The 24,099-nt window shown below is 46.4% G+C and carries 22 protein-coding genes; 17 read left to right on the top strand and 5 right to left on the bottom strand.

From position 1 onward, the window contains the following. Positions 1-25 precede the first annotated feature (25 nt). From PTQ21_RS01215 to PTQ21_RS01205, 3 genes are all read left to right on the top strand, one after another. Positions 26-862, top strand: a complete 837-nt coding sequence (locus PTQ21_RS01215; RefSeq protein ID WP_072735596.1) for an AraC family transcriptional regulator — start codon at positions 26-28, stop codon at positions 860-862. 109 nt (positions 863-971) lie between these two features. After that, entirely contained in the window at positions 972-1,379 is a 408-nt protein-coding gene (locus PTQ21_RS01210; protein ID WP_076291179.1) for an Rrf2 family transcriptional regulator, read from the top strand. A gap of 320 nt (positions 1,380-1,699) precedes the next feature. Beyond that, positions 1,700-2,149, top strand: coding sequence for a nuclear transport factor 2 family protein (locus tag PTQ21_RS01205; RefSeq protein WP_064640655.1), 450 nt, complete (start codon positions 1,700-1,702; stop codon positions 2,147-2,149). A gap of 127 nt (positions 2,150-2,276) precedes the next feature. Here the strand turns inward: PTQ21_RS01205 and PTQ21_RS01200 are convergent, their stop codons facing one another. Next, positions 2,277-3,491: a sugar efflux transporter gene (locus PTQ21_RS01200; protein WP_079697141.1), complete on the bottom strand. Its 1,215-nt coding sequence runs from the start codon at positions 3,489-3,491 to the stop codon at positions 2,277-2,279. A gap of 209 nt (positions 3,492-3,700) precedes the next feature. Continuing rightward, complete coding sequence (locus PTQ21_RS01195) at positions 3,701-5,077, bottom strand: MFS transporter (RefSeq protein ID WP_274568570.1); 1,377 nt, start codon at positions 5,075-5,077, stop codon at positions 3,701-3,703. 211 nt (positions 5,078-5,288) lie between these two features. Here PTQ21_RS01195 and PTQ21_RS01190 point away from each other — a divergent pair, with 211 nt between their 5' ends. From PTQ21_RS01190 to PTQ21_RS01170, 5 genes are all read left to right on the top strand, one after another. Next, entirely contained in the window at positions 5,289-5,612 is a 324-nt protein-coding gene (locus PTQ21_RS01190) for an ArsR/SmtB family transcription factor (RefSeq protein WP_063567079.1), read from the top strand. Between the two features lie 141 nt (positions 5,613-5,753). Then, positions 5,754-5,942, top strand: coding sequence for a hypothetical protein (locus PTQ21_RS01185; RefSeq protein ID WP_072735590.1), 189 nt, complete (start codon positions 5,754-5,756; stop codon positions 5,940-5,942). An 84-nt stretch (positions 5,943-6,026) separates the two neighbouring features. Beyond that, positions 6,027-6,332 (top strand): hypothetical protein, encoded by a 306-nt coding sequence (locus PTQ21_RS01180; protein WP_274568569.1) that lies wholly within the window; start codon positions 6,027-6,029, stop codon positions 6,330-6,332. Positions 6,333-6,357: 25 nt separating this feature from the next. Beyond that, positions 6,358-7,356: a cysteine peptidase family C39 domain-containing protein gene (locus PTQ21_RS01175; protein WP_274568568.1), complete on the top strand. Its 999-nt coding sequence runs from the start codon at positions 6,358-6,360 to the stop codon at positions 7,354-7,356. A 19-nt stretch (positions 7,357-7,375) separates the two neighbouring features. After that, positions 7,376-8,392, top strand: coding sequence for a hypothetical protein (locus tag PTQ21_RS01170; RefSeq protein WP_274568566.1), 1,017 nt, complete (start codon positions 7,376-7,378; stop codon positions 8,390-8,392). A gap of 175 nt (positions 8,393-8,567) precedes the next feature. Here the strand turns inward: PTQ21_RS01170 and PTQ21_RS01165 are convergent, their stop codons facing one another. Beyond that, complete coding sequence (locus PTQ21_RS01165) at positions 8,568-10,130, bottom strand: FAD-dependent monooxygenase (RefSeq protein WP_274568565.1); 1,563 nt, start codon at positions 10,128-10,130, stop codon at positions 8,568-8,570. A gap of 177 nt (positions 10,131-10,307) precedes the next feature. On the opposite strand from PTQ21_RS01165, the gene PTQ21_RS01160 reads away from it, so the two are divergent. Then, positions 10,308-11,018, top strand: a complete 711-nt coding sequence (locus tag PTQ21_RS01160; RefSeq protein ID WP_274568564.1) for a MarR family transcriptional regulator — start codon at positions 10,308-10,310, stop codon at positions 11,016-11,018. Between the two features lie 272 nt (positions 11,019-11,290). After that, positions 11,291-11,473, top strand: a complete 183-nt coding sequence (locus tag PTQ21_RS01155; protein ID WP_063567084.1) for an aspartyl-phosphate phosphatase Spo0E family protein — start codon at positions 11,291-11,293, stop codon at positions 11,471-11,473. Positions 11,474-11,534: 61 nt separating this feature from the next. On the opposite strand, the gene PTQ21_RS01150 is transcribed toward PTQ21_RS01155, so the two are convergent. Further along, entirely contained in the window at positions 11,535-12,413 is an 879-nt protein-coding gene (locus PTQ21_RS01150; RefSeq protein ID WP_063567085.1) for a carbohydrate ABC transporter permease, read from the bottom strand. A 12-nt stretch (positions 12,414-12,425) separates the two neighbouring features. Continuing rightward, a complete protein-coding gene (locus PTQ21_RS01145; protein ID WP_371129284.1) occupies positions 12,426-13,385 on the bottom strand; it encodes an ABC transporter permease in 960 nt (319 codons plus the stop codon). Between the two features lie 265 nt (positions 13,386-13,650). Between PTQ21_RS01145 and PTQ21_RS01140 the strand changes: the two genes are divergently transcribed. The 7 genes from PTQ21_RS01140 (at position 13,651) to PTQ21_RS01110 (ending at position 23,928) form a co-directional block, all read left to right on the top strand. After that, entirely contained in the window at positions 13,651-15,411 is a 1,761-nt protein-coding gene (locus PTQ21_RS01140) for a sensor histidine kinase (protein WP_063567086.1), read from the top strand. Further along, complete coding sequence (locus PTQ21_RS01135; protein WP_063567087.1) at positions 15,386-16,978, top strand: response regulator transcription factor; 1,593 nt, start codon at positions 15,386-15,388, stop codon at positions 16,976-16,978. Before PTQ21_RS01140 ends, PTQ21_RS01135 begins: the two co-directional genes overlap by 26 nt. Positions 16,979-17,077: 99 nt before the next feature. After that, the gene (locus PTQ21_RS01130) at positions 17,078-18,730 is read left to right on the top strand and encodes an extracellular solute-binding protein (protein ID WP_274568560.1); all 1,653 of its coding nucleotides are present in this window, start codon (positions 17,078-17,080) and stop codon (positions 18,728-18,730) included. A gap of 304 nt (positions 18,731-19,034) precedes the next feature. After that, positions 19,035-20,723 carry a DUF6138 family protein gene (locus PTQ21_RS01125; protein WP_274568559.1) on the top strand — a complete coding sequence of 563 codons (1,689 nt, stop codon included), beginning with the start codon at positions 19,035-19,037 and terminating at the stop codon, positions 20,721-20,723. A gap of 40 nt (positions 20,724-20,763) precedes the next feature. Further along, on the top strand, positions 20,764-21,840 hold the full coding sequence (locus tag PTQ21_RS01120; protein WP_274568558.1) for a hypothetical protein: 1,077 nt from the start codon (positions 20,764-20,766) through the stop codon (positions 21,838-21,840). Between the two features lie 51 nt (positions 21,841-21,891). Then, positions 21,892-23,562: a hypothetical protein gene (locus PTQ21_RS01115; protein ID WP_274568557.1), complete on the top strand. Its 1,671-nt coding sequence runs from the start codon at positions 21,892-21,894 to the stop codon at positions 23,560-23,562. Beyond that, complete coding sequence (locus PTQ21_RS01110) at positions 23,563-23,928, top strand: hypothetical protein (RefSeq protein ID WP_274568556.1); 366 nt, start codon at positions 23,563-23,565, stop codon at positions 23,926-23,928. Positions 23,929-24,099 lie beyond the last annotated feature (171 nt).

The following is a 24,099-nucleotide window of genomic DNA, read 5'->3' as shown; positions in this document are numbered from 1 at the left end:
TATTGTTTAGAAAAGAGAATGGGCCATGATGAGACAGACTGTATTGTTAACCCTACAGGATATTCCGTATTTTTGTTATCCAGAATCCGTTGGACTTTATGTCGACCACCCTGAGCACACCGTATTACGAGAGGCTGGCGCGCTTAACAACTTTAATATTCACTACGTTGCTGCGGGCAAGGGCTACGTGGAAGTGGAGGGGGTAGTGCATGAGCTTCGTGCGGGTCAGGCTGTACTGTATTTCCCGTTGCAGCGGCAGCATTACTACAGCAGCGAAGATGATCCATGGGATGTGCGGTGGGTTCATTTTTACGGTGAACGGCTGCATGATTATATGATTGAGCGGGGGTTGCATCGCAACCTGTTGTGGACGCTGCGGCAGCAGGCTCCATGGGAAGAAGCACATATGGCCCTACTGAATGAAGCCGAGCAGAACCGGATGCTGCGTCCTGCCCAACTATCTACCCTGACCTACGCTGTGCTGGCCGAATTCGTGCAGCATGCTGTTCCACTGAAAAGCACACGCACAAGCAAGGCTGAGAGCCGTATCCTTGGACTTCTTCCACAGATGCAGCAGGAGGCATGCCAACCGTTTTTGTTACAGGATTGGGCAGATATGGCGGGTGTGAGTTCGTATTACTTTTGCAAAATGTTCAAGAGTGCCGTGGAAATGACCCCGATGGAATTTATAACCCGTTCGCGGTTGCAGATGGCGAAGCAGTGGCTGCTGGAACGGCCAACGGCCAACATTGGACAGATCGCAGAGGAGGCGGGGTATCCCAATGCCAGTTATTTTAACCGCCAGTTCTTAGCCCATGAGGGAATGACTCCAACGGATTATCGCGGGCTTTACCACAGTTAAATGTAATGATGTCCGTTTGTTTGATTTTGCGGTAATTCTCGACGTTTGACAGAGCGTTCAATCAAGTCTATTATAGATAAATTAAATCCGTATACAATGAGGTGCCCTCATGAAATATTCGAAAGCTACAAACTATGCCCTGCACACCATGCTTTTTCTGGTTGCGACCGAACCGGAACAACTGGTCAGTGTACATCAATTAGCTGAGATGCAGAAAGTATCTCCAACCTACTTATCTAAAATATTGACCAAGCTGGTCAAAGCCGGCATGATTGAATCGACTTCGGGTGCCAATGGTGGTTATCGGCTTAGTCGGAAGAATCCGGACCCTTCATTTCTGGAGATTATCCATGCCATTGAGGGGCAGGCTTCCTTGTTCGAATGCTCGCAGGATCATAACGAAGGCTGCCTGATTCAGCAGGTGATGGTCCGTGCGGAAGAAGAGATGGAGAGTTATTTGCACAATAAAAAAATGTCTGAGCTGGCTGCCCAGATGAAAGCTGCACATTCCGTATAACCTGAATCGGAGGTCCAGTTGATCCTATAACTGCGCCTGTTGAAGCGCGAATTTAAAAACCTTCCTCCCCGCTTAAGGGGGATGGAAGGTTTTTTTTGCTGTACTCGGATGAGGATTGAAGTTATAAGTCTACAAAGGACTCTGGAAGAGAGCAATACAAGGTATACCCTCAGCATCAGAGTGCTTCAACGATAGGAGAAGATAGTTAATATACAAACGTATAATATGCCATTGTACCTAATATAAGTGGGATGGTACAATAAGGAAGAAATTTATTAATACATATTTGCTTACATCTTAGATTTCTGGAGGGACAACACATGAGCCAAACAACCATCACAGGACTGGAACAACTGCTTGCACTGGAAAACATTCGGAACACCAAAGCTCGCTATTGCCGTTATATTGATACGAAGCAGTGGGATACATTAGGTGAAGTGTTCGCTCCGGATGCCGTAGCTGATTTCAGTACAGAAGGCAATCCCATCCCGGTATTAACAGGTCGCGACACCATTGTTCAAGTATTCCGAGATTTGGTGCATGTTGCCGTAACTGTGCATCATGTACATAGCGCGGAAGTTGAATTTGTATCCGAGAATGAAGCCAAAGTCATCTCTCCAATGGAAGATTGGGTGACGTTTCCTGAAGGCAATGACAATAAATCCTTTCACGGCTTTGGACACTACCATGAAACGTTTGTCAAAATTGATGGTCAATGGCTCATCCAGCATACTAGCCTGAAGCGTCTTCGTCTGGATCTGTTTGAATAATGTTTGTATTCATATAAGAATATTTAAACGATAATAACGAAAGCCCCAAGAGCGCTATAGCTGCGTCCTTGGGGCTTTGTTTTGTTCAAGCTTTTTCGTTCACTCAGGCTTGCATCCGAGGATCTGCTTAGAGTGAAAGGGTCTGACGTTTCTCTTTTGATAATTGTTGTGTGATAACAAGCATGCCTAATGAAATCAGAACGAGCAGTAGACATACCCAATAGGAATTTCGATATCCCCACGCTCCGGCTGTCCATCCCCCGACCAGACTACCAAATAATCTTCCCAACGTGGAGGCATTGGAATAGAGTGTTGACGCATAGCCGGGCATGGACGGAAGCAGATCCTGCATGTAACTGATACCGATAGCAGAGATGACGGCGACAAAGAATGCGAGCAATAGTTGTCCGGCCAGCAAGTGCCACAGTTCCGTGGAGAACAAAACAATGACATAATAAGCGGCACCCATCAAGGAGCCCCATAACATGAGTGAGCGGTTGGGATATTTAGAGGCGAGCAGACCCAAGCCTAACATAATCGGAATTTCGAGCCCCGCGCAAAGACTGGAGATCCAGCCAACTTCCCGGGTTCCCCCGCCCAGATGGTGAATAATGAACAGTGATGCATTCAGATTATTCATCCAATGTGCCATATACAGGAGTGTAGTAATGAGAAAAGGCATATAGATTCTTGCATCCTGATGCAATTTCATTTGTATTCCGCCTGTAGATGCACGGAGGGTAGAAGGCTCGGGAGCCTTTTTTAAGAGAAAGAAAAATAATAACGCATTGATCAAAAAAATAAAACACGTTGAACTAAAAATACCGGTGTATCCAATATACGCAATCAGTAAAGTTCCGAGTAAAGGTCCTGTAATAAATCCCAGTGAAAACGCGGAGCGCAGGGTTGAATTGGCCACAGCATGATCGACGTCCGTTGCGGTATTGACCGCTTCTCTTGCAGCTGCGAACAATTGTGGCATGGCGGGAGATCCGAGCGCAGTCAGCACCGTCATATAGATAAATAATAAAGTGAAGTCGTGAATCCACAGATATCCGGCAAAAGCCAGAGCATTGCAAATCATGGCAGTCACCAGAATTATTTTACGAGCTCCGGGTTGATCTGATCGTCTGGCGATCCAGGAACTGAACAACACACCCGCCATAAGAGTTACGGCAGTGAATAATCCGAATGTTGCGATGGATACTTCAAGGCGGGTTGTAAAGTAGACCGCAAGAAAGGGCGCGCTGATTGAAATAGCCATACCTTGCAATAACATACAAACGAGAAACAGCCGGTATGTAGGGATACGAAATAGTGAATTAAACTGTTGAAGCTTCATGTGCGAAAGACATCCCCTTGGTTTTATCATTTTCAAAATATCTATACGATCTGTTTATAATATAAGAATAACAGAGATCAAGTAATACGTATTGATACCTTATAGTCTAATAACAAACAAACAAAAAAGCCAGAGATCAGACTCTATCGGTCCAATCCTGGCTTTCTTATATGAAGAATCTATTATAAGTAAGAACCTATATAACCTGCTTAGTGTGAAGCGATGGTTTTCTTCCGTGACTGCATTCTCAGATACACCTGGGAGAAAACAATGGATGCCAGAGCAACCACAGTCATGCCCCAGAAAATATTAGTATAAGCCGATGATAGTGGCAATTGCTGCATGGCTGTCAATGCCACGCCAGTTACGGCAACACTAAATGCTCCACTGAAGAACTGGCTGAGCTGGAACAGTCCCATGCCTGCGCCTACCTGATCCATCGTCAGATTGCCCGACAACTCATTGGAGACACTCGTTGTCAGTGCAGAGAAGCCTACGCTAAGCAGAATGTATACGGCCATAATGGCATAGATGCTGTCGTCTGCAAATAGAGCAAACAATCCGGCCGCAGCGAGCAGCAACCATGGTGCGAACTTGAGCAGTTGTGTATTGCCGTGTCGGTCAATCATGCGGCCAATCCGATTGGATAACAGCATGGACACGATTGCACCCGGGAAGATGACAAGCCCGGACTGGGCCGGAGTCAGGCCATACAGATGTGCCAAAATTTGCGGCAATAGGAACAGCGTCGAGAAGTTGTTAATATACGATACAATCCCCAGTGAGCTGAGCATCATATTTTTTTTGTTTTTGAACAGAGCTGGTTGCACAAAGGGATCAGCCGCACGGCGAATTCGTAGCCAGAACAGGACGAGTGCAGCCGCACCAATAACGAGGGTTACCCATTCACGTGAAGTCAGGAATAGCAGGACGCCGGTTGTTCCGATCGCCAGTAACAGCGCGCCGAGCAAGTCGAATGAACCCTTTTGCGGCATCTCACTTGGAAGCAGTTTGAAAAATACAGGGATCAGAAACAAGGTTAGTCCGGTAACGATAAACAGATCATGCCATCCGAGAAACTGTGTAATACTGCCGCCGATCACAGGTCCAAGTCCAAGACCCAGTGAGCTGGCAGACATAACAACAGCCATGGATTTACCCCGGCGGTCACTTGGAATGTAACGAGTAATAAGAACGATAGCTAGCCCTGGTACAGAAGCTGCACCCGCAGCCTGAATCAGTCGCGCAATGAGCAGAAGGATAAAATGGTTACTGAAGAAACCAAGAACGGATGCCGCACCAAGCAGTGTAAGACCGGTCGTAAACAGGGTACGAATTGGCACAAAATCCGATAGACGTGAGAACGTGATCGAGGAAATAGCAAAAACGATGGAATAACCGGTGACAATCCAGGAAGAAGAGACGGATGAGAGCATAAATTCAGCTGCAATTTTGGGCAGGGCCAGATTGAACATCATCGTATTCATAACGACAAGCACAACCGTGAATCCCAGCAGACTTACGATTAACCCTTCCTGTATTCCTGCTGTCCGTTCCCCAGATGATGCAGTTGCGGTATTGTTCATAAAAACCTCCTAGTTTGATGTGTATTTCGCAACATTTCAGAAACGGTGTGTAACATTTGCAAAATGTGGTATAGAGTGAATCCCATGCCTGACAGCAGGGATACATAAACGAAATATGTTTGTAAGTTCGATTGGTATCGAACATTAGAAATATATCATGGAACTATGCTAAAATACAATGGATAGTCTGAAAAAAAAGGAGACTACAACGATGAAAATTTTGCACCATCCTCAAGTGCAGGATATCGAACTTTCTTCCGTATTGTACGCATTAAGTGATCCGATCCGTCTTGGGATCGTAACAGAAGCAGCCAGAAATGGTGAGCAGCCATGCAGTCATTTTCGTGTACCTGTTGTAAAATCTACGATGTCACACCATGTTCGGACCCTGCGGGAAGCCGGAGTCATTCGGGTAAGAGTACAAGGTACACAGCATTTCCTGACGCTAAGATCCGAGGATCTGGAAGTGCGTTTTCCTGGTCTGTTGCAGCCTTTATTACAAGCGGCAGCTCAGTCTGAAATACATGATTCCTAAAAAATGTCCTTTCTTCAAGTTGAAGAGGGGACATTTTTTTATGTTGGGTATATTCCATACTGCTGCGACATTCTATGTCGTACCATGCCCTCTATAATAACGGTGAACACACAAACCATATCGAAAAGAGGTTCACAAACGTTGGCAAAAACAAAAAGAGGACGCGTCCTGTGGAATCTACCATCCCGAGGAAGAGGAACATGCCCGGTGTGCAGCAGCACCCGGATTAAATTGTTGTATTCGCAAACGAAAACTGATGGTACAAGTTTGAAAGTATGCAAGAAATGCTCCAAAGCTGTGCAGTCCAGAGTGGACAAGGTAACCGTATAATATAACAGGCCTGTTCTTCGGAACGGGCCATGTCTTTTGGTATAATACAATTACGAAATACGGAATAAGCCAGGGGGCGGGGAAATGAGCAATATGCATCGTATTCACTGGTTTGACGAGCAGATTCGGAGTGGACGTTTTCCGAACAGCAGCTGGCTTGCACGTGAATTTGAAATATCCCGGCGCCAGGCCCAGCGTGATATCGAATATATGGCGATTTCTCTACGTGCCCCCCTGGTGAATATAGCAAAATATCGGGGGCTACAGCATTTGTTCATTAGTGAGTGGGAGGAATTGTTGTCTCCATCGTGGCTTAGACGAAAGCTGCAACAAAGTGCTGAAAGCATAATCGATAGGCTCGCCGTACAGCACAAGGCCAACGTGAATTAGAACAACCATGGAGAGGAGATTTTTTTTGACTGAAGTTGTGTTAGACAACCTGATCATGAAGCGGGAGTCCAAATCGTATGTGGATAGCCTACACGCTGTATTGACCCATGCGGGTCTGTTTCAGGCTTCCAAGTATGTGCTCGCTGGATATACGGGTATGGCATTCAAACTTTCAGTGCATCGCAGACTACTGCCCATGTCGGTTACAGCCTATGGTCAATGGGGAGAATCCCATCGCCCTGGAATCGATAACTTGGGGATATTCACGATCTGGGATGGGGGACGGACACGTCATTCCACATTCGGGTATTACCAGCGGGATGCGGTAAATTGGGTGAAGCGCAGTCTGGATGAAGGCATCGGGGTGATCTACTGGATTCCGGAATTTGGTGTCATTCATGGGTATGATGACGGTGATCGCATCTTTTACGTGCAAGATGGCTGGAGTAAGGAACCACAGATTTTGCTGTATGACAATTTCGGATTGAACTTCACCGGGTTCTGGTATTGTCAGGTCTTTGGTGACCAGGTACATATGCCCGAACAAGAGATGCTGTTGGAATCATTGAGATTGGCGATTGAGGATTGGGATATTCCTTATCGACTGCTGCCTGATCGGAATATCGCTTCGGGCAGACTGGCGTATGACGTGTGGGTGCAAGCCCTTCGGAGTGGAGATTACGATCAATCGGGTGCTGCGTATATTTTGGAATCCTATTGCCAGTCCAGAACTGAAATTCAGATGTATTTGCAGGATGCGCGGGGCATATGGACCGAACTGGACCAAGCCTATGCATGTTATGAACAGCTTGGAGCATTGATTATACAGATGAAGGGATGCATAATTCAGGAACATAACAGATGTATTATGCAGACAGACGCAACAGAGAAGCTGGCACAGGTTTTATTGGAAGCGAAAGCATTGGAAGAGCAGGCTGTTGATTATTTTCGTTTGATCTCCTCGAAGTATCCTGATCGTAAACGCAACACTGTACCACGGTGGGGAGCACATTCAGCAAGGTAGGGGGAGGGAGGATAAGGTGATGAGGAGTAAAATACTGCCGGATTTGATTCGTTTTCCACAGACTCAGAATTTGGCAGATGAACAACGATCCTGGAGCGGTGCAGGCTCGTACATCGATGCGATGTATCGCATTCTGATGCACAAGCAGTGGACGGATTTACCGCGTCACATGATTGCGGGTATGACCGCAAGTGTATTTCGATTAGTAGTGGATCGGCGTCTAACGACAGAATCGATCTCAGCATACAACTGGATGGCCGAGAACTTTGTAGCTTCTGATTTCATTGGCGTCACGACCGGACAACACGGGGGATTTTCGTTCGAGCCGACCTTTCCGCTCTATCAGAAGCAGGCCCTGTTGGATATTAAAGCTTCCATTGACCGGGGTGTAGGGGCCATTCTATGGCATGACCAGTTTGTCATTTGCACTGGATATGATGATGGGGAGCAGATGCTGTTCATTTGTGAGAGTCAAGAAAATGAAGTCATTTGTCTGCCCTATGATTCTTTTGGTCGGAACAGTACACCATACTGGTACTATCAGGTGCTTGAATCCCATTCAACTGTAGACATATGGGAAGTATGTAAGGAATCATTAATTCAGGCCGTATACAAATGGGAGACCCATGATTACATGCTACCACCTCAGGATTACGCAAGTGGACCCGCTGCTTATGCAGCCATTGCTGATGCCCTACAATCTGGTGTATATGAAACCGATCAAGCTGCCATTGTTTTGCGCTATTATGCTGATTCAAGAAAGGATATGGCCTCCTATGTTGCAGAGCTTGAGCATTTATCCAATCAGATGAATCATGTTGTGCAGGCGTACGTGTTACTCGCAGACCTATATGCTCAGATGATGGAGATGGTTGAGGATTCAACAGCGTGGGATGCGAAGGAACCAGGGCATGTGCTAAGGGTGATCCATCTGATTGAGCAAGCAGGGGAAACGGAACAGCGTGCCATTGATGCCATTAAGCAGGCCTTCCCAGAGACGATCGGCAATCGTTTTGAGGATATTGGATTAAGATGAATTCAACAGTGCACATACTTCAAAATGGAAAGATTATTGACAAATAGACCGGAAATGACCGCTGAGTGCGGTCGTTTTCGGTCTTATTTGAGTTTAAGTAAGCCACATATATGGGCGGGTTGAAAGACGACCCTCATACATTAACTGCACTAGCTTTCATAGTCTCGCATGAGCTTCAATTCGAGTTGGATCCGATGGAACATGGCGGGGCCAACATTCTGGCTACATTGTCGAAGGTTGCCTGCCAGTCGGTCGTAATGATGTTCGCGATATAACCATCTGGCCGTATCATGACCAGCGTGTCGCTGGTGATGCCGTAGATACGAGTCAATTTGCCGCTGGAGTCATGGAGGACGTTTTGTTCTGAATCGTGTGCGGTATCAACGACGTAGCAGTATAATTCGGCACCGCTGGTCGGCCAGTTCAACTTGGGAAGTATCTTGGCAGCGTTAGGACCAAAGGCAAGCAAAGTGAAGTGAGGCCCTTGATAGATGTCGAACAGACGCCGTTCCCCACCAGGTCCGTTGCAGGGAGCATCTGGCGCCCGGTCACCGACATGAAGGGTCTTTGTGGCCGATTCTTCGCTAGACGCGAGCGGCCCACCATGGTACGAAAGTCTAAGCTGTCGCTCCTCATCTCCGCGCTTCAGGCTAGCCAGGCGATTTTTGTCTAGATTGGCGTACAGCTCGCTGGATTTGCTGAGGACTCGAGCGGCAATGGGTTGACGCTCGGCCTCGTAGCTGTGAAGCAGACTATCGGGTGCCCCAGCAATGACCTGCCCTATTTTCCAGCCGAGGTTATAGGCGTCCTGTATACCCGTATTGAGACCCTGTGCACCGGCCGGGGTATGGACATGAGCAGCATCGCCTGCAATGAAGACACGTCCCGACCGATAGTGTTCAGCCAGTCGAACGTTGGGGCGAAACACCGAACTCCAGGTAATGTTGTAGAGACGCAAACCTGTGAGTTTGTGGAATTGAGTGGCCAGTGCGGCTTCGTCAAGGTTAGGCTTTTCATCTGGTGCCAGCCTGATCATGACTTGGAACTGATCGGAGTGTGGCAGCGGGCAGGCTCCGACAAACGTGCCACGTGTGCGTGGCCACATATGCCACCTATTGCGAGACAGTTTGTCGATCGAGCCGTCAATGATGAGCGTACGGTCAGAGTCGGTAGTCTCTCCGATAAATCGGATACCTGCCCCTTTGCGAACGCTGCTCGAACCTCCATCTGCTCCGACGAGATATCTGCTGCGAACCTTCTCACCGGAAGAGAGAGTCGCCGTTACTCCATCGGCATCCTGTTCGAATTGCTCCAACCCGTTGTTAAATTCAATGGTTAAGCCGAGACGTTTCAGTAGGCGGTGTAAGATGGCATCCGTTCGGTGTTGCGCCAACAGGAGAATGTTTGGATACGGATCGCTCGGTGTTGGTTTATTTTGCTGCTGCATGCGCCAAGGCACAGTTAGCGGTCCAATATGAAAACCGGCAAGCGGGTAAGAACTTCCCTCTGACTGAGCCTCTTCCAGCACGCCGAAGTCCTCCAAAACCTCCTGGGTTCTTGGTTGAACTCCCTTGGCACGGGAACCTTGAAAGGCGTGAGGGGCTTTGTCAACGAGTCGGACACGAAGGCCGCGTCGAAGCAGGTCGACTGCAAGAGCGGAGCCAGTCGGTCCAGCTCCAGCGATGAGTACGTCAATATCGTAATGTTGGGTCAGTTGAATCTCCTCCTGATCACCCATATCGCAATGGATGAGATATCATGCTTTGTTTATTATTTCTGAGAAACTTTTTGGTTTCCGATGAAACAATCATAATTTAATCCTTTACTGCTGTCAATATTGTTTCCAGGAAACTTTAATTGTCGGACATACCCTGATATACTGGTATGAAGCTAACAATCGTTGGAGGAAAATTGAATGATCAACCCATCGGAAAATCAAAATAGAGATCACTTAATTCAAGAAGTATTGGAAGCAGTGAAAGATATACAGATCAGATTCCAATCAGAAGATGACGAAGAAAAACAGTGGTTGCTCCAAAATAGTCCTAATCCGGCTGTTGAAGAGCTAATCAAAGAAATGACGGTGACGATGCTGCATGTGCTGGATGCTATTGGTACACTCGAGCCAGTAAACGGCATAACCATTTCAAAACAATTCGGCTTCTCCAAAGGGACTGTCTCCAAAATCACGAGAAGACTCGTGTCTCAAAACATCATCGTAACCGAGTCACTTCCGGATAACAAAAAAGAAGTTCTATTCCGTACCACATCGCTCGGAAAAGAGATTTATCGTTTGCATCAGGGCCTGCATCATCAGATTGATCTTGGGGTTCATCATTTCTTGCAACGGTATAACGAGGATGAGTTACAGTTTCTCGTCAACACCCTCCAGAAGACATTGCATACATCATGGATTCATTCGCAGACAGAGGAGGAGGCCACTGAACTCGTCTCAAGAGAGGCGCCTACAAGCAAGGATTCAGAAGCTCATAGGGCCAATAGTTCTACATCGATGACCGATGAAATGAGCGAAATCATGTCTATGCTCAACAAGTTGGATTCCCGTAATTTGAAGAAAGCAAAAACCATATTAAATGATGTTTTTTTTGTAGACTATGAGGACTAGCCACATAATATTTCATAAGGAAATGGTGTGCAGGTTTCTGCGAACAATAAATGTAGCTATAGCAAAATACCGGATAAGGCTGATAGGCCTATCCGGTATTTTTTCGTATTTTGCCACATCTGAGTCCATTGCTCATCCTTATTTCAACCTGTACAAGAAAAAATAACCATAAATTCGATTTTGGGGTAATGTGAAGCTCCCTTTGTTCCGAATATTATAATAGATGGTCTTTTTTGGATGGAGGATATTGAAGGACAACAGGGGGCGGGAGTATGGTGCATAATCCGGAAACCATTCAGGAATGTATCGAAAAGGCACGACAGAGGCTCTACCAGATTGCAAACGCTCATAAAGAACTGTGGCATCCGGAGGTCATTCGTCAATCGATGGTTCTGGATGAACTCATTAATCAATATAACAATGCCATTCGCGGAAAGACATCCCGAAGTAAATAACGGCGCGTTATAAACCTCGGGATGAAATGATGCGAATGCATTCAGTTTTAGTATACGAACCCTATTCTTTTACGGCCCCAAGCACAATTCCTTTTACAAAGAAACGCTGCAAGAATGGATACACGAGGAGGATTGGCAGTGCCCCAATAAAGATCTGGGCTGCGTTAACGGTACGCTGCGACATGTTCTGAAGCTGCGTCGCATCGACATTCATATTGGAGAAATCCTGTTGCACGATAATGGTTTGCATTAACGTAGCGAGCGGATATTTGGCTGCGTCATTCATATAGATCAACCCGTCGAACCAGGAATTCCACTGCCCCACCATGGTGAATAGGGAGATCGTTGCAATGGCCGGCATGGACACAGGCAGATAGATGCGGAACAATGTGGTGATATGGTTGGCACCATCGATGAACGCCGCTTCTTCTAGCTCTTTGGGCACGTTACGGAAGAAGTTCATCATGAGAATCAGGTTCCAGACCGCCACAGCGCCCGGCAAAATCAGAGCCCACATGGTGTTGATCAGTCCCAGCTTTTGAATCAGGATATAGGAAGGGATCAGTCCGCCACTGAACAGCATCGTGAAGATGAAAAACCACGCGTACAGTGAACGTCCCTTGAAGTTCAGACTTTCCTTGGATAAAGGATAGGCTGTTAAGGTGACCAGCACCATACTGAGCAGCGTACCGAACACGGTACGTTGCACTGAGATCCAGAGCGCGCTAAGAAAGTTACTGTTACCAAACGTTTTGGTATAAGCGTCGACTGTAAAATCAATCGGCCAGAGCGTTACCAGATTGGCGGAAGCTGCTGCTTTACCGCTGAAGGAAACCGCCAGAATGTGGACAAGCGGCAGCACACACAGCAGCGAGACGGCCGCGATGAAGAACAGGTTGAAGCCGTTAAATATACGGTATCCGGTCGTTTTGTGATACACCTTAATTCCTCCTTAGAAAATGCGGTAATTAGCGATTTTGTAAGCCATCCGGTAGGCAGTAATAACGAGGAACATGGCGACAAAGGATTTAAACAAACCAACCGCAGTCGCAAAGCTCATTTTGCCATTCAAAATACCCATCCGATAAACAAACGTGTCAATAATATCGCCTTTATCATATACAAGTGGATTGTACAGGTTGAAAATCTGGTCAAATCCAGCATTAAGAATATTCCCCAGTGATAGCGTTCCCACCACAATGATCATCGGCACGAGTGCAGGCAGCGTAATGTGTAGGGTCTGCTTAAGCCGTGTTGCCCCGTCAACTTCGGAAGCTTCGTACAGAGCAGGGTTAATGCCCGCAAGGGCTGCAAGAAAGACAATGGTACCAAATCCGAATTCCTTCCATACATCACTGATGACCACGGTTACACGGAACCAGTCGCCATCTCCCAGAAAGAAGATCGGTTCAACGCCAACAGCCGCCAGCACCTGGTTAATCAGACCGCCTTCGGGGGAAAGCATGTCCAGCAGTATGCCGCCCAGTACAACCCAAGACAAGAAATGGGGTAGGTATACCAGCGTCTGTGAGAACCGTTTGAACGTGGAATTACGTACTTCATTCAGCAAAATGGCAAACACGACCGGGGCCACGAGTCCGGCCACAATCTTCATGGCGGCAATCAGTACGGTGTTCCAGATGACCTGAACACTATCCGGATATTCGAACATGAATCGGAAGTTATCCCATCCTACCCATTTGGAGCCGGTGAATCCCAGCCATGGTTTGAAATCCTGAAACGCAATAATAATGCCGCCCATAGGCACATAGGCGAACAGCAATGTGAGCAATACCGAAGGCAGCAGCATCAGATGCAGCGGCCAATTGCGTTTGAAATTCCAGCGGGTACGTTTGCGTGGATTGTGTGTTGCCTGCCGCACCGGCGTATTGGTCGTTAGTGGTTGTTCCATAGCCATCAGGTCCCTCCTTTATATCGTCCAGCCTCTGCATAATGAGGCTAGTAAGCCTCTGCAAATAGTGGAGCAACTGAATTATAGCAATGGAAACGAGCGGGCTATAGAACAACATTTCAAGGCGGATGTTGATTTATTAACTTGTTAAAAACGTATACCGAATAGTGACTCATTTGAAATTCAGTATAGATATGTAAGGGGTTTCAATATAAAATAGGACTTCGATGTGTATCTTTACTTTAATACGGGACAGGGTGAAGCAATGAAATTTACAGTATTCTCAAAAACAGTCATGCTGCTGGTCTGCTTGCTGGTACCCATCTTGCTGCTCTATACCTACGCGAATCAGGCGAACGTGGACATGATCGTCGAGGAGAAGCAACAGTCCAGCTTGAACCAGTTCAACTATTTTAGCTCTCAGGTGGATAAAAATATTGAACAGCTCTCGCTTTATGGGCTGACTTTACTGCGTGATCCAAGCATTCTACACTATCGTTACATGACAGAATCGACCAGCCAATATGAGAAAAACAGCATCTATCTCGATATTCTCGACAAATTGTCACTATACCAGTCCACCAGCCGCTGGAAGAACGATATTACCATTGTTCTGCCTCAGGCAGAGCTGGTCCTATCCACCATGTCCAACCGGACGGTCTTCAATGAGAAGATGTTAAACTTTCCACAGCCAGGCCGATGGCAGTTGAACGAAGGCAGCTTCACTTATTTCTTTACGGATAACTACGAGTGGAATGAAAAACCTGTGACCACGGATGTACGAACGGTGATGGAGATTGATTTTGACCCGATGAACATTGTTGCCATGCTGGATGATTTCAAGGAGGCCCAGGGAGGAGATCCCTTTCTTCTCGTCCCTGGCAACGAGCCTCTGTTAAATCGGAGTGCGGACCCCGAGCTCGTGGAAGCGGTGATGCGGGACATGCCATTAACCGAATTGGATAGTGAAGGCAACCATCAGCTGGAGGTGGGGGGCAAGCAGTACTTGGTCAGTTATGTGCTCTCCAAACAACTAAACGGAATCTATGTTAACCCGGTTGTACTGGATGATTTGCTTACGCCGATGGACAAGAGCCGAAATATGTTTATAACCTCGATTTTGCTGCTGCTCGTGCTCAGTATTGGCGCTGCCCTGTTGTTATACCGAAAGGTACAGGTGCCGATACAACGTCTGATGAGAGGATTGCAGCAGATTCGCAAAGGACAGCTGTCCACACGAATTCCGGTCGATCACTCCCGGGATGAATTCGCTTATCTGACGCAGAGCTTCAATCACATGGCCGAGCAGATTCAGGAGCTGATCGAAAAGGTATACGAGGAACGCATTCGCTCGCGGGAAGCGACGTTGAAGCATCTGCAATCACAGATCAATCCTCATTTCCTGTATAATTGTCTGTTTTATATTAAAAATATGACGCAGCTCGGCAACCGCGAAGCGGTTATTGCCATGTCGCTCAGCCTGGGAGATTACTATCGCTACATCACACGTGATGAGAACGATATGACGACCGTGGAAGAGGAAATCCGGTTGTTGGACAATTATTTGTCCATCCAACAGATGCGCACCAACCGTTTGTCGTATGAGATCGCTGTACCGCAAGAACTGATGCAGCAGCACATTCCGAGGCTGCTGATCCAGCCTATTGTGGAGAATGCAGTCATTCACGGCATTGAACCGATGGAGGGTAGCGGTCACATCGTAGTTACAGGTATGGCAGCACAAGAGCAAATCGATGGAAGGGAATACACACGATACAGTCTGTTTGTCGATAACGACGGTGTTACTTTGACGTCGGAAGAGATTGCTAGTCTTGAGCGAGAAATCAATGAACCGATGGGTGAAGAAATAGGCACGGGTACCTGGAATGTACACCAGCGGCTCGTTACACGATATGGTCATTCTTCAGGGCTTCATTTTGGAGTGATCCCTTATGGGGGTCTCAGTGTGGAAATACGATGGTTTGAGGAGGAATATCCTAATGATGAATCTAATGGTCGTGGATGATGAACATTCAGCGGTGGAATCGATTGCAGCCTCCATACCGTGGAGAGAACATGGGATTGGGCACGTATATAAGGCGTACTCGGTGAAAGAGGCATTGCAGCAAATGGCCGCACATCAGGTCCATATTATCATCACCGATATTCGTATGCCGGGCTTGTCTGGTCTGGATTTGGTGAGTCATATTCGTCAAAAGTGGGAGCGGACCAAATGTATCATTTTATCTGGACATGCATCCTTTGATTATGCGAAGCAGGCACTCCGTCATGGAACAGTGAGTTATCTGCTGAAACCAGTGCGGGATGAGGAGTTGATTGAAGCCGTGCAGCAGGCCTCCGTCCAGATTCGGCTGGAGGGAGAGAAACAGTTGATGCACCAGCGCGCCATGTATTCGGTGAGAGAACATTTACCGGAGAAGCGGGCGGGATTAATGAAGGATGTGCTGCTTGGACATAAATTTGTAGAGAGCGAACTTGTGGAGAAGCTGGAGCAATTCGAGATTGGATTCCGTCCCCAGGACAAAATGCAGCTGCTGCTTATCCGCTATGATGACCCACAGCCAACAAACAAGGCATTCCGTTTAATGAAATACGCCATCTCTAACGTCGTGGAAGAAATCTTTGGCAGCAGCTATCATCTCTGCCATACGGACGATGCGTATGATGATCTCGTTTTCATGGCAAGTCCGAAACAGGCACAGTCTGAACCGGAACTGCTGATGGGGCGGCTCGGAGAACGGCTGCTTCACAGTGTGAAGCAGTATTTAAACGCGACGATTTCACTATCAGTCAGCCGGATAGGCCGTTTTCCAGAGCAAGTTCCGCAGCTTTACCATCAAGCTGTAAGTGCCTTGCGCAAGCAGGCGGAAGCAGGCAAAGGGTTGCATCTCAATGCGGCTGCCGGCTCCCATGGATCAACATTGAAATCACTTGCGGCACTGTATGAGCCACCCGGACTGACCGCACTGCTGGAAGCAGGACGGATGGAGGACGCCAATCGCAAGATTGATGCGATTTTTGCCGAGTTATCGGATAGTGTGTTCCCGGAGCATGTCTATGTTGCTTTTCACTATCTCGCAGCCGCGTTCTCCTACATGGCTCATCGGGAGGGCAGACAGTTGTCCGATGTCCTTGGTGAGCAGTATCAGCAACTGTTGAAGGACGGCTACGGCGTGTCACTTCGGAGTCTGGAAGCATGGACCCGGAGCGTGATGGAACAATGGGCTCTAAGCACAACCGATACGGGCCAGGAAAGTGGATCGAACATGATCAGACAGGTCCAGCAATGGATTGACCACCATCTGGGAGAAGATCTTTCCTTGCAAGTTATTGCGGGGGAGGTTCATCTGCACCCGGTATATTTGTCCAAAATGTATAAACAATCGACGGGTGAAGGCATTAGTGACTACATTATCCGTTCCCGGATGGAACGTGCTGTTCACTTGCTGAAACACACGGCAATGAAGATTTATGAAGTCGGTCAGGAAGTGGGATATAACAATACCCCTTATTTCATTCAAGTATTCCGCAAACATTATGGCCTGACCCCGCAGGATTTTCGGAACGGTTAACAAATCAATATGAACATTGAAATTGTGATATATGTTTGCTTCCCCGGCTGCACTATCCTTTTCATGTAAGGGTATTCAAAGTGATTGAGGAGGGGTTTCATGTATAGAAAAATGATGACTGCATTGCTTGCACTGACGATGGTTGCCGTAACGGCATGCAGTTCGGGGGCAAAGGAAGAACCATCCAAGGAAGCGGCTGCACCACTTGCGCTGCAAGATGGTAAGTATGAACCTTCGGTTCAGATGAGCTATTTGCGAGCCTGGAATGATGATACAAAGTTTAAGAACGGAGAAACTGCACAGAACAACGTGCACACCAAATGGGCCAAAGAACGTTTGGGCATCGATCTGACCACACCTTGGGCTGTATCCGTGACCAATGATGCTTTTTACACGAAGCTTCGTCTCTCCTTGTCGGCTAATGAAGAGCTGCCGGATATCGTCTCTATCCGTGGTGACTACAATCTGGTGCGTGAGTTGATTGAGTCGGGTAAATTCGCCGATGCAGGTGAACTGTTCGATAAGTATGCATCCGACACATGGAAAGGGGCTGCCGAATCCGCACCGGAAGAGTGGTACCCATACATGTATGAAGGTAAACGTTATGGTATTCCGATCTTCGATTATGCCTACAATGGCGACCCTGTTATGTTCATCCGCGAAGACTGGCTGAAGAAGCTGGGACTGGAAGAACCAAAAACGATCGATGAGCTCGTTACGGTGATGGATGCATTCACAAATCAGGACCCGGATGGTAACGGTAAGAAAGATACGTACGGTCTGACGGTCGGTATGAAAATTGCCCTCAATACATGGATGACCGAATCCGGCTGGATCTTCGGAATGTATAACACGATGCCGGGACAGTGGAATCTGAATGCAGAAGGAACACTGGAATATGGCTCGGTTCAACCGGGTGTGAAAGAAGGACTTGCAACGATGAAAGACTGGTTGTCCAAAGGCTATCTGCCGAAGGAAGCCGGCGTATATGATGAAATCAAGGCAGCTGAACTGTTTACAGCAGGCAAAGCCGGAATCATTGTGGGACCACACTGGATGCCGAACTGGCCGATCGATGATGTGAAGAAAAATGTGGACGGCGCTACCTACAAAGCAATTGCCCTGCCAACCGGACCGACTGGGGAGAGCCATCACCACGGTTCAGGTGCTAGCAACGGGGTCGTGTTGATCAACAAGGATATGGCAAACCCAGAAATTTTCTTCACATATCAAAATTATTTGTTTGATAACTTCGCTAATCCAGAAGTGGGTGGGGAGTTCGAACATGGCTTTGCTCAAGGATATGACTTTGATATTGTAGATGGCAAAGTGCTTGGTGAAGCTGATCTGAAAGACGGCGTATCACCGCTGAAGTATACACTCACTTATGATGGTGCCCGTATTCCTAACCTGATGATGGATACGTTGGCAGAACTCGCTACAGGTAAGGAAGCAGAAACACCTTTCGAGAAAAATACGAAAATCGCCAACAAACCTGAAGTATTTGCTGCGGCTCAAGTCGTGGTAGCTCATAAGGATGATGCAATCAAGAACAAATTTACGGGTGCACCTACGGATACGATGAAGATGAAGAAAGATGCGCTCGACAAGCTGGAGAAAGATACGTTCAGCAAAATTATTTACGGTCAGGTTGGCATCGATGAATTCGACGCGTTCGTAACGAAGTGGAAATCCATGGGCGGCGATCAAATCACAACGGAAGTCAATGAATGGTTCAAAACAGTTAATTAATACCGTGAATGATTTACGAGATGAATCATACTAAAGTAATACAAGAAGGAAGAGGTATTTCGTGAATACACCGGATTTGGGCGGAAAGTCGCCTGAATCCGGTGTTTTTGTTTTGTATGCGGAATGCTTAGACATGTACGAAAGAGCTTATCCATTAATTTCTCTGCGTACAACCGTGCGTAAGACTTATTGTTTCGCAGATGCGTGAGAGAGTAAGATAATAGGTAATATACGAACATCAATACGTAATTTTTAGCATAGATGGTTTGAGGAATGATCTGATAAATGGGAAGGCGGTCGAAGCATGAGTACACTCTATGATCAGGCAATGGAAGAGATGATTGAGGTCATTGAAGAATGGTTTAGTGAACAGTTGAAGCGGGATGACCTGGAAAAGGCTGTGAAGCGAACTACGCTGCAAATGGGGATTTTTAATGATATTTTGCTGGATTACAGACCTGGACGGACTACAGTAGACAGTGTGGATCTTGGATTGGATGAGGGATTGAAATCGAAGAATCCCGGTCCCTTTACCGAGGAACAGGTACGAAATGAGATCCAGCCCAAGCTTGTAGAAGTGGTTCAAGAGAAATTGGACAAGCTGGTGGATACACCGTTGATCGATTATCGGTTTACCTTTCGCGGGAAATTTCCAACGACAGAAGGAAAGCTGCAAGTGACCATGCTCGAATATATCAACGAAGGGAAAAGGCAGCAGTTGCTTGAGCGCATTCATACATACGTAGACCATAAGCTGCTAAAAGGTTCATATCCAACAAAGCCGTTGGAATCCTTTTTTTTGACGCGTCACCTGCTTGACCCGAAATTGTTCCCTGAACTGGACGTAGCGTGGACTATAGCGCAATATGATCGAATACAGGAGTTAAATAAAGGGCGTCAGGAAGCTCTGGCGGAGCATCGTGGTGATATTATTCGTGCGATAACGTCTTGGGCGGAGAATCATTTTTTGCCACGTTACTTTGATGTACAGCCTTCTGCATACAGCGCCAATGTATATACACTTAAGCCAGGTGCTTCTTTGGAGGAGGACCAGCCAAAGATTGAGCATGGGCAGCAGGTGGCACAGCCTATCGATCTGCTGCTGTATGCAGCCGTGATGATTCTTCGTTATGAGCCTAGTTACAGTAAACCGAAAGGCCTTACTTTCTTGGAACTGGCCAAACAATTGGGTAGTAGCCGTGCGGTTCGTATGATGACGGAAGGTAGCGGAACCTATGCCAAGGAAGATATTCATGTAAAAAATGAGCAGATGGAATGCACAGCCAACGATGTGTTCTCGATCATTACTATCATCATTCGCAAGGAAGAAGTAGCTGCCTACAAACAGGCCCTTGGTTTTATCACCCGTTTGCTGAAGCAGGGCTTCCCCAAAAGTTACAAGATCAAGCTCAAATCCAGCGTGAAGCAGTATCTGCCGATTAAAGGGCTTGCGAAGTCGGATACCCATCGATTTTTCGCAAACGCACTGGAGTACCCGGAGCTGCGTCCGCTACTTGAAGAGTATGCACGTGCAGCGATCGAAGAGTTCGAATTTTATGCGGATACAGAGGGTGAAAAGAACTGTATGCCAGGCAGTTATGCAACCTTCGGACTTGGATTGGCAGATGAGCGGTATTTCCCGTTGGTTGAATATTACATGGGTGAAGTGGATGATGAGCACCAGTTGGTACAGGATAAATTCACCGTTGCCTTTGCTGAGACACATGGTGTAACGGCCAGTTCCATACCTGCATTAGTTACCTGCCTGCGTCGCTCTACGGATTCCCTGAAGCTGAAGATTCAGCCAGAGTTGGAGGATGAGGAGAAGCTTGAACTTCTGGTCCAATCGCTGCAAGGAATGGAAACCTATGAAGTGGAGCATGTGTTGTATCCGATCTGGGGCAAGGTAGAGAAGCTTGCAACGCTGGCACGCAAGGCTGAGGGAAGACGGAAAGAATTGCTGTTAGAACTGTTAAAGGCCGCAGGGAAATAAGGATATACCCGTGAGTGGCTTTTCAAGGTTGATGTGATGTATGAGGATACAAGTAAAGGTGGATGAGTATATGGGGCCATTGAATCGAGATGCATGGAAAGGGCTGTCTGCTCAGGAAAAAGAGGAACTGTTGCGTGGGATGGTCAGTTATTTTCCCACAGGTTTGAAGTATGAAGAAATGGAGACATTTGAACGATTCGGTCAGCGAATCGAGACAGGTGTATTTTCGTATGATGAGCAGAGATTTGTGTTTGTGCCTGGTGATCGGGTGACACTCGGCTGGGATCGCTGGCAGGATGGAATGAACGAAGAAACGTCAACCGATTTATTAGAGACGGTCAGTGAGTATGGTGTGGAAGACGTGGATTCTTTTTTAAGTAGCCAGATGTCTCCGGTCAGGGAAGTGCACATTGCTCCCATGCTGGTGGAGTGCAGGAACCATTCACTTGGCTGGATTGAAGTGACGGAAGCTGAAGCGATGGCGCAAGAGAGTGCCTATTTTGCAGAAGAGTTGGAGAAGTTTAAGTTGTCCGATCTGAACCAGTATGAACTGCATCAAGAGTTCCGTCTGGTTCGTCAAGGTGAGGCAGTACAGGTATTTTGGTTCAATGAAGATTTGACGTTGGAGTATTTAATCAATGAAGAAGCAAAAGCGGGTTTTGGTTTGCTTACTGAAGATGAGTGGGAGTATCTGTATGGAGGGGGCTGCCGCACGTTATTTCCATGGGGAGACAGCTTCGACTACACGATGAAATTGAAGCATTTTGGAAGCCTCGAAGAGGTGGAGGGAATTGTGGATGAATCGGCAGAGCCGGACCCTTCTCTAGTAGTTGAGAATGACCGTCCGTATGACTTGGAGCTGCCCAACTTTTTTGGTGTCCAGTTTGCCGGAGATCCCTATAACTATGAGCTTACGCTTGATGTTTCTGGAAACATGATGCCCAAAGGTGGCGACGGTGGAGCGATGATCTGTGGTGGCATGGGTCCGTTGGTCGGTTTCCTACCCGCTGCGGCCGTATACTATCGTGACAGTAACGCAGGTGAGTTGGACTGGGAGGATATGATCGATTACATGAACTATCGGAGAGTGATTCGTTTAGCGGATTTGGAGGTGTAAACGTTATTTAAAAATAGATCTTCGACTGCGAACTGGAAGTAAATGTAATGAATGTTTAGGTCGGAAGTTCTATACTTAACAGGTCACATAAAATATACATTACTAGAGAAGGAGTTAAGTATGTCCAGAATATCTATTTGTTTAGTTACTGTGTTGGCTTGCGTTATGCTTTTTTCCTTACCCGGACTAACAGTTGCAGCTTCTAGCCCTGAAACCAACAAGCAAAGCACGCAATCCGCAACCACTTCTTTAAAGGAACGTGTGAGGCACAGCATTAATTTTTCGATCAGAGAACATGAGGTTGTTGTAGAAACCATCCGAACGAGTTTTGATACAGGTGAAAGAAAGGTGAATGAATATCACTTTACCGAGAATGCAGTTCTCCCCCAAATTTATACGGGCTCAACGATAACTTCAGGGCATTCTGATACAATTGTTTCCGATACACCACTAGGCTTAAAGGGTTACATAACTTACTATGCTACGGATAACAATCAATATTATTACGTCTTATATGAGTATGATTACAGTAGCAACTCTCTTCGCAAGGTACATGAAGGTGAAAATAGAATTTACTTGGAGCCACAATTAGGGATATTTTATACGCTTTATGTAAAAGAAGAACATAAACCAATATACTATTCCATGACTACAGGCAACAAGGTATATACTGGCGGGCAAATTTTGCTTGAGAAGGATTTTACCGATACGGATTATGCCATCTCACCACTCCCGCAAACCCGTAACGTTGGTGTATATTGCACAAGTAAGTACCAATGTAACTATATTGAATATGGTGGTGCCAAAGGAAAGACAGCCAAGGTGAAACAGCTTTGGATGAAGCATGACATAAAGACAGGGCTGTCTACCAAAGCTTTTCAGGCAAGTACAGATGTTAATCTGAATATCTCACAAACCAACACAAGAGACCGCAAATCCGATTGGACTGTTGTTGCGACCAAGAATGGAAAGAAAATAACACTTCTGAAAGATCGTATTGGCTATGTTCATACGTCTGTCTCACCAGAAAGAAAAACGCTGATACTGGTTACTGAGAATGGACTGGATAGTAAGATGGAATCGTCCACGGTTCATTTATATGACCTAAAGACCCTCAAACTGATTCGAACTTATGATTCTCCCTATCGTGCTCGCACAGAGGGTGTTCAGTGGATAACAGAGGATGAATACATTATTGAACAGTATTTTTCAGCTCCAGGTTCATTTCCTCCCTCTCTATATATCATTTCAGAGAATAAACATCTGAAACTGCAATATGATACATACCGAGAATGGAAGGGCTACTGGGATTCATTTCAATTTTCTGGCATATTCTTCCCTTTACAACCCGTAGCCATCAAGTCCGGAGAGGGAGTATTGAATTATAAGGGACAACCTTCATTTTATTTGGAGGGGCAACATTATGTTCCTCTAGAGGAATTTGCCAAGGCTTTTCATATTCAATATGTATTGGGTAAGGACCAAATCACATTCAGTCGTGGACAGCGTTCTTCCAGTGTGGCTCGATCCTCAAGTAAATTGCTGACACTCTATAACCAGACCTTTATTCCTTTGGGACAATGGAACAAGGATTTGGGGCTCAAAGTGTCTGAAACGAAGGCTTACTGGAGTAACAAAGAATTATTAATTAGTGATGATGAGCGTAATACGAGTACAGTCATGACACCAGAAAACCTTGCTTTTCATGCGAGTGCCCGGTGAATGGAAAGAGTAGGGGATATGTACAAGTTGGATCAGATCAATACAAAGTCATTGGAATCATTTTATCCGGATCGTATTGACGGTGTGGTTCTGAATTTTGACCGAACTTTGACTTTATCAACTTCTACTCTCCATTACATGGATCTAACTAGAGTGTTGTTTACCAATCAGGACTATACCAAGGTGCTTGGGACGTTTTCCATAACGGACATGCCAGAAGCGAGGTGGGGAATCAGTACGGAAAAGATTCCAGAGCAGGCGTTACAAGATGGTGTTCTGACCATGATTATACCAACGAAGGAAGATGAATCTACACTTGTCTACACTTTGAAACTTCCAGGCCCTTTTGACAAAAATAATTTCTAATCCTAGATGCTCAGAAGTACAGCTGAAATTTTATATAGCTGTGCTTCTGGGCATTTATTGGTTCAATATAATGAAATTTGTTGTCTGAGCATCTTGAGAAGGTGGATTTTACAGTACAGATGATTTTTACATCAGAAAAAAACACATCGAAGTCTCACTTGTTTATAGAGA

It is taken from the genome of Paenibacillus marchantiae (genome assembly GCF_028771845.1).
GTDB lineage: Bacteria > Bacillota > Bacilli > Paenibacillales > Paenibacillaceae > Paenibacillus > Paenibacillus marchantiae.
The sequence above is the reverse complement of the archived record's forward strand: the minus strand, read 5'-3'. Positions and strand labels throughout refer to the sequence as shown.